The organism is Butyrivibrio sp. FCS006, from assembly GCF_000424525.1.
Classification (GTDB): domain Bacteria; phylum Bacillota; class Clostridia; order Lachnospirales; family Lachnospiraceae; genus Butyrivibrio.
Map to the genome: position 1 here is coordinate 281,553 of NZ_KE384205.1, position 13,746 is coordinate 295,298.

Sequence of the window (13,746 nt, forward strand, 5' to 3'; positions counted from 1 at the left end):
AATCTTATCCTTCCTCACTCAGCTGCTGATCAAGCGGGGTGAACAGTTTCTCGCAAATGTATTTCTTCTTGTAGTATTCACTGATCAAAGCATCCACGGTATCATAATCCTGAAGAGTCTCACCTATCATGATGTCGTTGATAAGGCTGTATCTTGATGCCATGCGGCCTCCTGTGATGTCACTCTTCTGGATTGTTCCGCTCTCAGTTAAAGCTCCCTCTTCCTGGCCGTCCTCGGTGATGTAGTATTGCATCTGCTCGCCAAAGAAAAGAATAAACTCAGTGACATAGATGCCTTCAAACATCTCTTTCATCTCAGACGTTCTGTACTCGCCCAGAGCATCATCATCGAGTCTGTAATGAACGATGCAGTGTCTTCCCGGAACAGTCCTGTACTCTATCATGGTCTTATCAATAAACTGCACCATATCGGGAAGCAGTTCCTCGTACTCTGTATAAAAGGGGAAGAATATCTCTTTTGAAAGAAGCTCCCTCATATAGGCTGCAGCAACCTTCTCGTTGATTTCCTCATCAGACCTTTTATCTGTAGCGTAATAGCGAAGATATGCCAGCTTGCACACCTCAGCCAATCTCATGTTTTCAAGCGTGAGCTTTTCTGTGCGGTCGAATATATATCTGTCGATGACTGTCCCGTGTACGAAGTAGTCATAGGCACTCTGAGTTATAAAAGCCATCTCGATGTCCGTATTGGCTCCGCTGCTTACATAGTTCCTGAACACATCGATCTTCTCTCCGATGTAGGATCCGCTAAAGAGCATCTGAACAAGCATTCTCTCAGCCAGGTTATAGGTATCAAGTCCAAAGGACTCGGATGCCTTCCAGATATCCCTCATCTCCTTGATGGTTCCGTTATATCCGGAAATGAGGTAGCTAAGGAGCTGCTCGTCATACTTTCCGTTTGCAAAAGCGTAGTGGGCGATCTCAAGCTCTTTTGCCCCAAAATCAAGCATTCCCCTGTCAAGTAGCCTTACGCACAGACGAAGTATTACCTTGGCATCTATGCCGTAAGTGCCATATTCCTTGACCCATTCAAGCGCTCTCTCATAAAGCCCTGCCATTACCATGAGTTCCAGGATCTCTCCGCGCTCAGTAGTTGTGAGGTCTTCAGGACTTATATCAAGCAGATACTCTGTGAGCTGCCTTGTAAAATCGTTGTCGTAGTAGAAGTGAACGAGGTTTCCTCTTATCTCGTTCCTGCAGCTCTTGCGCACCAGTTCCGAGCTGGCAAGATCTCTGTATCTGCCGACGTTGTCCATATCGATGGTGTAGGCGTTCTTACCAAGGTCGCACAAAAACAGATCCAGATTTTCTTTTCCCTTCTGGATATATGGAATCGCGTATGAAGAAAGCTTGCCCGGAAGCATGAGCCTTATGTTTGTGTAAGGAATGCTGGATGCATACCTGTTGTCCTCGTGATCAGTCAAAAGAACTGCATAGTCGCTGCCATAAAGCGGAACGAAGGCCTCTCCGTCGACTACCGGATAGCGCATCTCTCTCTCGCACTTGTCGTAGACTACGATCACACCGTTAATTCTTTTATCCGGGACAATGATCTGTGAGGTATAAAGAACTGAGAGCACCTTGGAAGCATTGGCTGCGTCAACCATCTGTCTTGTGAGAAGGTTCTTGTAAAGATAGCCAAGGTCCTTGGTAACTCTGCCCTTGTCCAGCTGAGCCATGAGGTACTTCTCGATCTGAGGCACGTATGACTCGTAGAGCTCAGGATAGTCCTCCCTGTGCTCGTGGATATATCTGTAAAGTATTGCATTCTTGTCGTATTCAAGATCGCTCTGGTACGAGAAATACATCAAAACCATCTTGTTTATCTCGCACGGAAGAAGCCCATTCTCATCAGTGTAGATGGACATCATGTAGTACTCGTAGAGCCTTGTTATGCGAAGTTCTCTCTCAACGCCCTTTCTGTACCACTCGAAGGCGAAGCTTTCGGTCTTACCGCCCTTGATAAGGAGAGAGACGATGGACTCTAAGACCTCGTCGTTTTCCTTGATCTCGTAGCAGGCCTTAAGTATCCTGAAGAGCCTCTTGTCAAAGTTGCGGACACGGATAGCAAGATATACGATCTGGTCTATCAGATTTAAGCTGATTATCTGCTTCTTGGCTCCGTACTCAAGAACGTAGAGCTCGTATTCATCGAGGCGAGTTAATATTGAGGGTGAATCATTTAAAAGATTCATGGCCTCAAGGTACAGGATTGGACTTCTGCAGCCCAGAGTAAACTGTTCCTCCAGCATCATCCACTTTCTGGGACTGCTGGTGGTGTACTCATCCGAAATGTATTGTAAGAGCCAGGCGATTCGCCAGTTGTCAGGATTTCTTCTAAAGATTCCCTCAAGTCTCTCGGAAACATCATTGATGAAGGCATCCTCTCTGCTGCAGAGAGTTGTCAGGTAGAGATAGTAGCTGTAGAGGGTATCTCCCGGGGCTTCCAGTGCCTCTTTTGCCGCCTGATCAAGGATCCACTTGCCCTCGTTGGTCCTGCCGGCTGTGATGTAATAATGAGCTGTGTAGAGCCTGACCTCTAAGTCCTTATCGTCGATGGCATTCATCTTGGCAATTATCTTGCCGGTTTCAGACAGCCATGCCCTTGATGTGATCTTCTTGCAGCTGAAGTTCTCGTAGACCTTGACCAGCTCTACCGTGAGTTTCTTCATCTCCTGATAGTCGGCTGTAAGATGCCTCTGTTCAAGCTCAACAGATACGGTCACGGGAAGCACTACCTTCACAAAGTTATTGTGGAAAGTGATCCTGCCGAAGTTGTTGCCCTCATGGAGCTTGTCTGTGCGCAGCCTTACTTTGAGTCTGCAGGAAGAACCGGTAAAGTCATCCTCTCCGATCTCATATTTATCCAGCGTAATGAAGTCTCCGTCTACGTCAGCCAAAAGATGCGTGTATCCCCAGCCGTTTCTGGTGATGAGAATCCCTTGTTCATGGGAAAGACCTGTGAAGTCTATCTGAAGTTCCTCCTGATCCGGCATGAACTGGACCGGCTGTTTCTTGTTGATGGAGATGAGGAACTCCTCAACGTTCTGAACGTTATCACTGCCAACACACAGACCTCTGTAGAGGCTCTCATACTGAGCATCGTTTCCCTTGAAGACCGAAATGAAGTCACGTGAATAAAAGAGGCTTACCGCCTCATCCCAATTTGTCTTGGCTAAATTTGCAAAATGAAATAGATTCTTGATGTCACCGAGACTGGATGCTATGTGATCCAGACGCACAGTGGCTACGAAGGGAAGAACGAATTCTCCCTGATTGGATATGATCCTGAACTGCCCCTTAAGAACATCCCCCTGGGACATTCCCTTGGCATTAAACCTGTAAGAAACCTCGTAAGGAGATCCCGAAAAATCTCCGGTGAGGACTTCCATTCTGATCTCTGTTGATGAAACCTTGCCGTAGATCGGCGTATTCTCAGGTCCAAATATGGTAAAAGAGCCCTCGATGATCTCTCCGGGCTCTAAATTCAGCTCAACACGGCCCGTTGAGAAGTCCAAACTTCTCTGGGCATACATATATTTCCCCTGTAAAAGCTGATCAATAATTTCTCTCACGATTCACCCCAAAAAAACAATTTATAGTGTTAAGTATACCATAAATTTACTCAGTACGGAGTGCTTCTATAGGATCAAGATTTGCTGCTCTTTTGGCGGGATAAATGCCAAAGAACAGTCCGATGGCGGTTGAAATGGCAACGACTGCAAGTACCAGAAGCGGATTTACCGAGAACGAGAAACCGATTATCTTACAAATAAGGAAAGATACACTTATTCCAAAGATAATTCCTATGATTCCGCCGGTAAAAGTCAGGATTGATGCCTCCGCAAGGAACTGGGTAAGAATTGAAGATGTCCTTGCTCCGAGGGACTTCCTGATTCCGATCTCTCTTGTTCTCTCAGTAACGGAAACCGTCATGATATTCATAACCCCGATTCCGCCTACCAAAAGAGATATCGCTGCAATTATGGCAACTACTGATGTGATGATGTTAAGAATACTGTTGGTGGTCTGATCAAAGCCTGCGCCGGATGAGATCTTTACACAGTTCTCTCCCCTGAGCTCCATGATGTTTTCAACAACTGCTCTGGTCTGGCCCAGAACCGCATCCTTATAGTCGCTGTCCAGATATATCTTGAATGAATTGAACTCTTTATCCACATCAAATTTATAGGCTTCGCAAAGACTTGTATAAGGGGCGTTTGCGCCGATGATCGTATCCTCGCCAAAGCTTGCATATGCAACATCCAAAGGAGTATCTTCTCTTACTCCGACTATGGTAAACTCCTGTGTGATATCATATGCCGTAATCTCCAGAGTCTGTCCGACTACCTCTTCATAGCCGAATACAAGATTTGCAAACATCTGGCTTACTACAAGGACTTTCTTGCCGTCTTCCACATCTGCTTCATTGTAGTATCTTCCGTGAAGCATTTCCATACCCGAAGCATACTGTGAGGCAGTATCTCCGCCATCTATACTCACTTCATAAATTTCCTGCTTTTTTCCTTTGGTATTTCCCCAAACAGAAAGAGAGGGCGATACTCCGTAGATGTTATCAATGTTTTCTTCTATGTTCTCAAACTGCTGTCTAGTAAAGGTTTTATCAGTCTTGGTGTCATCCAAAGAAACTGTTATTGTAGCAGCTCCCAGGGAATCAATCTCACTGTTGACAGTAGCCTTCATGCCATCGCCTATGATGAGCACGATAAGTACCGCTGAAATACCTATGATGATGCCAAGCATGGTAAGAAATGATCTTCCCTTGTTGGTGCGTATGCTTGACAGAGCACTTTTTATATACTCTCCAAATGTTCCCATTAAACTTTCCTTTGCTGCGCCTTAATCATAAGCGAAGTGCGTCGATAGGTTTCATCTTGGCTGCCTTCCTGGCGGGATAGATTCCGAAGAAAAGACCTATCATCACCGAGAAAAATGCTGCCCCGAGAACCGATGTCGGCGTGATGATAACGTCAAAACCAATGGCTGTGCATATCACATGGGCAACTATAATTCCAAGTATGATACCCACTATTCCTCCAAGGAGCGTTAAGATCGCAGCTTCTGCAAGGAACTGCGTCATGATGGCTCCGGTGCTGGCTCCAATTGACTTTCTGATTCCAATTTCTCTGGTTCTCTCTGTAACTGACACCAGCATGATATTCATAACACCGATTCCACCTACAATCAGGGAGATGACCGATACCAGGAGAAGGAAGCTCTGGGCATAGCCAAGGATCTGATTGAGCTGATCGGAAAAATCCGCCATACTCTGGGCTGTAAGAGCTGAGGAGCCTCTTAGTCCGTGGGCATTGACCAGGATGTCTTTTGCCGTCTGAACCGATTCCGACAAAGTTTCCTGTGCATCAAAGAGCATCAGCTGAGTGAAATTCTCGGTATCATAGTCAAAATCCGCACCCAATGCTGTGTAGGGCACTTCCAGCTGCGCATAGTAATCCTGGCCTTCCATGATGAACTGATACATTCTATTCATGTGATCACGAAGGCCAACAATAGTGTAAGTGGCTGTCTTGCCATAGATGGTAAGCTCCACCTCAAATCCTATTACATCCTCGGTTCCAAAGAGTGTCTTGGCGTCATCAAGGAGCATTACACAGACTCTCTGTCCCGACTCCACCTGCTGCCTGGTAAAGTACTGTCCCTTAACTATTTCATTACTTAAGGAGTACTGATATGCCTCGGAACCACCGTTAACGACGGCTGTGAAAGTCCCTTTTCTGCCTTCAACCTTGCCATAGCCTGTTAGATTCGGGGAGACTCCCTTTGCATTCGGAAGCGCCTCCTCAATTGCATACATGTCATTCCTGGTTAGTCTCTCTGAGGTCTTGGAGGCATTTACGGACAAAATGCCGTAGTTGCCGGCAAGATCGTTAAGAGAGCTCTTAACGAAACTGCTCATGCCGTTTCCAAGAGCAACTACCGCAATAACCGCTGCAATACCGATAACAATACCAAGCATGGTCATCAGGGTTCTGTAGCCATTACCTATTATCTGTTTAATTGCACTTTTTAAATACTCTGAAAATTTTCCCATTATTTTACTGTGCTACTACAGTCATTCCTTCTGTGAGCAGGCTTACATCCGAAGTAATAACCTTGTCACCAACTTCAAGTCCTTCAATGATCTGGGCATCTGTAGATGTAGAAATGCCGATCACAACATCTTTTCTCTGTACTGTGTTATCTGCTGCAAGCACATATACGTAATCGCCTGTTGAATCTGTCTGAACATACTCATAGGGAAGAACGATGGTGTTGTCAGCCTTCTGAGCATGAATCTTATTGTTTGCTTCTACTCCGAAAATAATATCTGAATCGGGGTTTGTTACTTTGATGACAGTATCAACCACTGCTACACCGTTGGCGTTCTTGGTGGCATTTCCGGAAATCTTTGTTACTTCGCCATTATATGGCTTTCCGTTTATTGTGACATCTACCTTCTGTCCGAGTGATATCTTGGGAAGATCGCTCTTTGAAACCTGAATGGTAACCTGTACATCCTCAAGGTTTGCTATGGAAAGGATCTGTGCACCTGCTGCCAGGGTTGCACCCTCTGCAACATTTGCGGGGATTGCTGTAACAACGCCGTCAAATTCGGCCTTAATTCCTTCCTTGGCTGCTTCAATCTTAGTAAGTGTATCGCCCTGATTGAGCTGTGTTGTATCAAGTGCTGCCTTCTGAGCAGATAAGGTTCCTCCGCTGACCTTAAGGCTTCGTGCGGAAGAAAGGCGACTGGCTTCATCAGTAAGCGCTGTGATCTGATCCTGCCATGCAATAAGCTCAGGGTCTCTTGTGAGAGCAGCCTGTGCATCAGTGAGCGCTTCCTGCGTCTGAAGATACATTTCATTGCCGTCATCGTCTTTTCTGTCGTAGTGATTGTATGCTTCTGCGCCATCACTTACTCTGTTCTGATTGTAATCCAGCTGAACCTTATTAAGCTCATCAATTGTCTGGCTGATCCTGTTCTTCTTTTCAGTGATCTTTTTCTGAATAGCCTCTTTTTCATCAGTTATCTGATCTATCCTGTTGTTGATCTGATCAAGAGTCATATTCTGAGCATAGTTTTCAGCTGAATCTGCTATTGTGGCACCTGCAGCTGTTGCACTGTATGTACCTTTGGCCTGCTTGATTGCAAGCTCGGCATTCTGCTGCGCAAGATCAAGCGCTTCTGTATCATAGGTTAAGAGCTCATATCCTTCTGAGACCTTATCTCCGACCTTAACATTGATCTTCTCGACAGGTGCTGTAACATCCGAATAGTAATTCTTGGTCTCACCACTCTGCACAGTACCTGAGATTGAAAGAATGTTCTCAATACTGCCAAGAGCCACACCCTGAGTTTCAACCATGACAACCGCATTCTTGGCTGCATTTATGCGATAGATAACAAAGGCTGCGATCAAAAGAGCTGCTATTCCGATCACAGCATATCTCTTCTTAAATCTCTTTTTCTTCTTAACAGAATCTGCAAGATCTGTTACATCATAATCATCGTAGACCTCCATATCCGCACCGGTGGTCTCTTTGATCTCATTATTTGCTTCAGGAACTGTAGTAACGCTCTCCTGAATTTCCTTATTTTTGTTTTCCTTCTCAGACATCAAAATTCCTCCATAAACTTTCATTAACAAAACTTTTTCTATTCTCAGATTTCGTCTTTATAATCCGGATTTGCAATATCACTCTGGATCATTCCGTCGGATATGGTTATGATCCTCTTGGCCTGCTTGGCAATGCCGGGGTCATGAGTGATTATAATAACGGTTCTTCCCTCGTGGTAGAGCCTTTTTATTATTGTGATTATCTCTTTTGTCGAGCCGGTATCAAGGTTACCTGTGGGCTCATCCGCAAGAAGTATCGGCGGTGCCTGAGCTATGGCTCTTGCTATGGCAACTCTCTGCTGCTGTCCACCGGACATCTCGTTGGGCTTGTGGGTCATACGCTTTGCAAGACCTACGCTGTTCAACGCTGCGCTTGCAAGTCTTACTCTCTCTTTCTTACTTACTCCTCTATATATAAGAGGAAGCTCAACATTTTCAAGAGCAGTAAGTGAAGGGATCAGGTTAAAGCCCTGGAATATAAATCCAATTTCTCTGTTTCTTATGTCAGACTGCTCGTCATCAGTCATGTGCGATACATCCTGGCCATGCAGGAAATACTTGCCACTGGTGGGAGTATCAAGGCATCCGAGCATATTCATAAGAGTAGACTTACCGGAACCGGACTGTCCGATTATGGCAACGAACTCGCCCTCACCTATGGTCAGTGACACATGATTTAGCGCCCTGACTTCGTTCTCACCGGGATTGTATATCTTACATACATCCTTTATCTCTACAAGTTTCTTCATAATTCTCCTCAATAATATAGATTGTGTACAACTCATTATTGTACTTCATTACTACAATAAATGAAAGCGTAAACGTTTACAAACTTATGAAATTTTTATGAAATTCACTTTCCATGTTGGAAAGTTTTTTATATACTAATTGTACAAATAGTGTGTTAATATTCTTTATATAGCCCTGTATCATTAAGTCATAACAAAGAACTGCTCACGAGAGCACACAGAGAGAAGGAGAAAGTTATGACAAAGATGGTAAATTTCAAGACTATGATCAGCAACTTAACAAACGGATTTGCAGCAGATAAAAGCCGCGAACAGGAAAATTACAGAAATCTCATGAACGGTGGTTTCAACTACTCCATGAGATCAAGAACAATAATGTAAAAGAGGATGCGATGCAATTAAAGCTATCAGAAAACATAAAGAAGCACAGAAAAGAAATGGGTCTGACCCAGGAAGGACTCTCTGAGGCCTTTGGAGTGACCATCGGTGCAGTTTCCAAGTGGGAAAACGGCAACAATGTACCGGACATCTTGACCCTGATGGAGCTTGCAAACTTCTTCAATGTCTCAGTCGATGAACTACTGGGCTATGATATGTCCTCCAAGAATATCGATGACATGGTTGATTCCATAGAAGACCTGTATCATGCCTACAGGTTTGACGAGGCAGTGAGCGAAGCAAACAATGCGCTGGTGCGCTATCCGCACACTTTCAAGATACTGTACTGCTGCGCAGAGCTCTTTTTCCTTAAATATACAGAAGGCGATGACGATAAAGATCGAGATACAGCCATAAGCCTTTACCAACGCAGCATGGAACACCTTTCGCAGAATACAGATCCGCATATCAGCGAGTACTCCATACGTCGAAGGATTGCCAAGCTCTATACCAAAAAAGACCCGGAGAAAGCTCTGGATGAACTCAAACAGATCAACTACGACGGTTGCAACGACAGTTCCATCGCTTCCGTCCTTATGAACTCCGGCAAATTTGAGGAGTCGCTAAAGTACGGGACTATGGCCATAATCAGGATATGCGCCGATCAATACGGGGTGATCACAAACATGGCCATGACACTTGCAGCAAGCGGCCGTAAAAAAGATCTTGAAAAAGCCATAGAACTGGCTGATATGAACATAGCTCTCACCAAGCTCTACAGTAAACCGGACCAGATTACATATTTTCATAAACTTCAGACCATCATGCTGCTCCTTAAATCCTGGTGGCTCTCCGCTCTTGGCGACGATGCGGCTATGAAAGCCTGTGTAAAAGAGATGTGGGATTTGGCAAATCTTTATGACAGATCAGCATCAAGTAACGAACTCTCCGGAAGTGTCAGATTCTACTTTTCCGAAGATAAAGCTTACTCCTTCGACTCCACCGGCGCCGGAGCTGTGTCAGGTATTGAATCAATGTTTGAAGATGACCAGAGCGTCGTAACCGCCAAGATATACAAATACATGGGCAAAGTTATAGATGAATGGAACAAGTTAAAAGAGTCATCTTTATAAAGTAAAGATGACTCTATGCCCAACCTTCATGACTCGCAGCTTAGCTCCAAAACTTTTTGTCTGTCGTATTTTCTATACCCTGCGATGAGTTTACTTGATATATATAGAAATGAAATTAGCACAAAAACTTTGGATGGCCTTTTTTCTATACCCAATGTTTACTTTTACTCATATATATAGAAATCTATTCTGGCTTTCCAACATTTTTCCATACCGCAAGGCAAGTTTTAGAGTCATATATAGAAATATCAAGAATCAAACTTTTTACTCTTCTGCATTTTCCATACTCCAAACCCATTTTGATCCATATATATAGAAAATCCTCAGAATCCAAGATTTTCTACGCCCAGAAGAAACTTTTCACAATATAGGTAGAAGGATTTTCATGTATAAATCTAAATACCTCTTTTTTTATACGACCACGGACAACTTTTTCGGATATAGGTAGAAAAACTCTCAGGGCATTCTACACCCACAAGCGACTTTTATCCGTATAGGTAGAAAATAACCCCTTATGTAAAATTTTCTCCCTTCGGCTTTCTACGCCCATAGGCTACTTCTGAACATATAAGTAGAAAACGCAGAAAAGCCCCCTAATCGTTGCAGCTGATAGACTGCCCAAGTCACGCCCCTTTATCCTGCCCGCCTTAGTGACCGATTGTTCATATAAATACCGGCGTCAAGGGACAGTACGCTGGGCGCCGCCCTTTGGCGCCCGGGCAGCCCTTGACGCCGGTATTTATATGAACCACAATCTCAAGGCGGCGGGCTGGTAAAGGTATACTCCCCAAAACGTCCCCTATCCCCGTCCCTATGGGCCAAATCAAAAATCCTCTATACCATTTCTGATATAGAGGTCTTTTTTTCCACTTTACTAATTAGCCCTGAGATATTCTGTCAATCTCTTTTAACTCTTCCTCTGAGAATGTGATGTTCTCAATAGCCTTGATGTTATCAAGGATCTGTGAAGGCTTGGATGCTCCGACAAGAACTGATGTTACATAGCCGTCCTTAAGGATCCATGCAAGTGCCATCTCAGCAAGAGTCTGTCCGCGCTTTGCAGCGATGTCGTTGAGGGCTCTTACCTTGGCAAGTACATCCTCATTGATCCTGTTCTCCTGAAGGAATCTGCCGTCTGTGCGAACTCTGCTGTCCTCAGGAATTCCCTGAAGATATCTGTCGGATAAAAGACCCTGCGCAAGAGGTGAGAAGCAGATGATGCCCTTATTCAGCTCTTTTGCCTTCTCTTTAAGACCGTTCTTCTCGATAGTTCTGTCGAAGATGTTGTAGCGGTTCTGGTTAATCACAAACGGAACATGAAGGTCAGTCAGAATAGCTGTTGCCTTCTCAAGTGTAGGGCCGTCGTAGTTGGAAATGCCGGCATAGAGTGCCTTTCCGCTTCTGACGATCTGTGCAAGTGCCTCCATAGTCTCCTCGAGAGGTGTCTCGGGGTCAGGTCTGTGATGATAGAAGATATCAACATATTCAAGGCCCATTCTCTGAAGGGACTGATCAAGGCTTGCGATGAGGTACTTCCTGCTCCCCCACTCGCCGTAAGGTCCCGGCCACATGTAGTAGCCTGCCTTGGTTGAAATGATCATCTCATCTCTGTAGGAAGCCATATCGTCTTTTAAAATCTTGCCAAAGTTTCTCTCAGCACTGCCCTCTGCAGGACCGTAGTTGTTGGCAAGGTCAAAATGTGTGATACCGTTGTCAAAAGCAGTAAAGCACATCTGCTTCATATTCTCAAAATTTCCTGTATCACCGAAGTTATGCCAAAGTCCAAGAGACACTGCCGGAAGCTTAAGACCGCTGTTTCCGCAGCGATTGTACTGCATCTTTTCATATCTGTTTTCGTTTGCTGTATACATGGTAAACCTCCCTTATCTATATACAATTTTATTTCTTTTTTTGATTCTTTACAAAGCTTAATACTTAAAGTACACTTGAAGTCAACAACATTTTTCGGGGAAATCGGGGAAATTTTCAGGAGGTAAAAATGACATATACAATAGCGCAGATATCAGAGAAATTCGGCGTTGCAGCATCTACCCTGAGATACTATGAAGACTTGGGGCTCCTTAAAAATGTAGAAAGAGCTGAGAGTGGACACAGAATTTATTCAGAAGATCATATCGGAAAACTCGAGGCCATAAACTGCTTTAAGAAGGCCGGGATGTCCATCAATGAGATAAAAGACTTTTTTGAATATGAAAAAGATGAAGCAAAAAGTATCGATGATATGATGAGTCTTTTAAAAAGGCGAAGCGAGATCATGCTGGAGGAATTCGCAGAGGCTTACGAGTCCTATGAACATATTCTCAAAAAGCTTGATTACTACGGCCATATCGAGAAGGCTCTCAAGCAGGGAAAAGAGCTTCCGAAGTGGGCAAAGTTTGATAAAAAAGACTATCACCAAAATGCGCTTGATACTATTTTAGACAGGATAAGCTGACTGTTTTTCGGAGGATAATTATGGAATCATCTATGACAAAGGGTAAGCCGCTTACTCTTTTACTAAAGTTCGTTCTCCCTATATTCTTAGGGTTTATATTTCAGCAGTTCTACAACATGGTGGACACCGTTATTGTAGGAAGATATGTGTCTCCCACTGCTCTTGCGGCCGTTGGATCCACGGGAACGATCATGTTCATGATCATGGGACTGGCAAACGGAATGACAACAGGTTACACCGTGCTGATCAGCCAGAAGTACGGTGCAGAGGATTATGAAGGTGCAAGAATTGCCTTTGTTAATGCGATCCTGCTTGGAATCATCAGTACCGCAGTAGTTACTGTTATTGCGCTCTCTGTTATGCATCCGCTCCTCAGGCTGATGAACACACCGGCGGATATTTACAATGATGCTTATGCTTATATCTCCACAATCTGCGCAGGAAGTATCGCGCTTATTGGATATAACCTTCTTGCCGCGTCCTTAAGAGCCATCGGAAACAGCAGAACTCCGTTGTACTTTCTGATTTTCTCAGCTCTTTTGAACATTGTTCTTGATCTGGTATTTATCGTAGTATTTCATCTTGGGACCTTCGGTGCTGCGCTGGCGACAGATCTTTCACAGGCTGCTTCTGCTGTCCTTTGCATGTTCTATATTGTAAGAAAGGTTTCCGTACTTCGCCCCAAGGCCAGGGACTGGCATCTGCACAAAGAATATTCGCTTAAGCAGCTCAACATCGGTATTCCCATGGCTCTTCAGTTTGGTATAACCGCGTCAGGAACGATGGTCATGCAGTCTTCCATCAACATCTACGGATCGACTGCTGTGACAGGATTTACCGCAGCAGGTAAGGTTGTAAACCTCATGACCGCAGGAATGCCTTCCATAGGCCAGACAATTGCTGCCTATGCCGGACAGAACTTCGGCTACGGCGATCTTGACAGGGTAAATCAGGGCACCAAGGATGCCATGAAGATAGCAGCCGTGTACTCTGTCATCAACGGAATCCTGAGCGTTGTTCTTCTTCCGGTGATCATCGGATTCTTCTTTGATCCCGGAGTTGATGTGGCATCTTACCTGCCCTATGCAAGAGCTTATGTATATGCCTGCGTTCCTTTCTACATTCCGCTGGCAATGATCTTTATCTACAGGAATGCTATGCAGGCCTGTGGATACGGTAAGACTGCCCTTATGCTGGGCATTGTGGAACTGCTTGCAAGATTTGGAACTGCATTTTTGTCAATGAAGCTCCACAGCTTTAATATGGCTGTTGCAGGTGATGCTGCTGCCTGGGTCACAGCAGGCGTATTCTCAATCATACTATATGTCTTTGTCATGAAGCAGCTGCGCGAAAAGACCGTATAACTATATC

General features: G+C 44.6%; 10 protein-coding genes. 4 read left to right on the forward strand and 6 right to left on the reverse strand.

Annotation, left to right across the window (positions count from 1 at the left end; genetic code table 11):
- Positions 1-4 precede the first annotated feature (4 nt).
- Genes G633_RS0115800 through G633_RS0115820 form a run of 5 tightly spaced genes read right to left on the reverse strand, consistent with a single transcriptional unit; the run spans position 5 to position 8,409 of the window.
- Positions 5-3,595: a DUF5717 family protein gene (locus tag G633_RS0115800; protein WP_155834982.1), complete on the reverse strand. Its 3,591-nt coding sequence runs from the start codon at positions 3,593-3,595 to the stop codon at positions 5-7.
- Between the two features lie 46 nt (positions 3,596-3,641).
- Positions 3,642-4,859 carry an ABC transporter permease gene (locus G633_RS0115805; protein WP_026520515.1) on the reverse strand — a complete coding sequence of 406 codons (1,218 nt, stop codon included), beginning with the start codon at positions 4,857-4,859 and terminating at the stop codon, positions 3,642-3,644.
- A gap of 25 nt (positions 4,860-4,884) precedes the next feature.
- A complete protein-coding gene (locus G633_RS0115810) occupies positions 4,885-6,093 on the reverse strand; it encodes an ABC transporter permease (protein ID WP_026520516.1) in 1,209 nt (402 codons plus the stop codon).
- 4 nt (positions 6,094-6,097) lie between these two features.
- Positions 6,098-7,660 carry an efflux RND transporter periplasmic adaptor subunit gene (locus tag G633_RS0115815; protein ID WP_026520517.1) on the reverse strand — a complete coding sequence of 521 codons (1,563 nt, stop codon included), beginning with the start codon at positions 7,658-7,660 and terminating at the stop codon, positions 6,098-6,100.
- Between the two features lie 44 nt (positions 7,661-7,704).
- Positions 7,705-8,409 (reverse strand): ABC transporter ATP-binding protein, encoded by a 705-nt coding sequence (locus tag G633_RS0115820; RefSeq protein WP_022768543.1) that lies wholly within the window; start codon positions 8,407-8,409, stop codon positions 7,705-7,707.
- Positions 8,410-8,646: 237 nt separating this feature from the next.
- Between G633_RS0115820 and G633_RS20015 the strand changes: the two genes are divergently transcribed.
- Complete coding sequence (locus tag G633_RS20015; protein ID WP_155834983.1) at positions 8,647-8,790, forward strand: hypothetical protein; 144 nt, start codon at positions 8,647-8,649, stop codon at positions 8,788-8,790.
- An 11-nt stretch (positions 8,791-8,801) separates the two neighbouring features.
- Complete coding sequence (locus G633_RS19585; protein WP_051200312.1) at positions 8,802-9,920, forward strand: helix-turn-helix domain-containing protein; 1,119 nt, start codon at positions 8,802-8,804, stop codon at positions 9,918-9,920.
- A gap of 878 nt (positions 9,921-10,798) precedes the next feature.
- Here G633_RS19585 and G633_RS0115835 read toward each other — a convergent pair.
- Positions 10,799-11,791, reverse strand: coding sequence for an aldo/keto reductase (locus tag G633_RS0115835; protein ID WP_026520518.1), 993 nt, complete (start codon positions 11,789-11,791; stop codon positions 10,799-10,801).
- A gap of 128 nt (positions 11,792-11,919) precedes the next feature.
- Here G633_RS0115835 and G633_RS18805 point away from each other — a divergent pair, with 128 nt between their 5' ends.
- Complete coding sequence (locus G633_RS18805) at positions 11,920-12,375, forward strand: MerR family transcriptional regulator (protein WP_051200314.1); 456 nt, start codon at positions 11,920-11,922, stop codon at positions 12,373-12,375.
- A gap of 20 nt (positions 12,376-12,395) precedes the next feature.
- Positions 12,396-13,739, forward strand: coding sequence for an MATE family efflux transporter (locus G633_RS0115845; protein WP_026520519.1), 1,344 nt, complete (start codon positions 12,396-12,398; stop codon positions 13,737-13,739).
- The last annotated feature ends 7 nt before the right edge of the window (positions 13,740-13,746 follow it).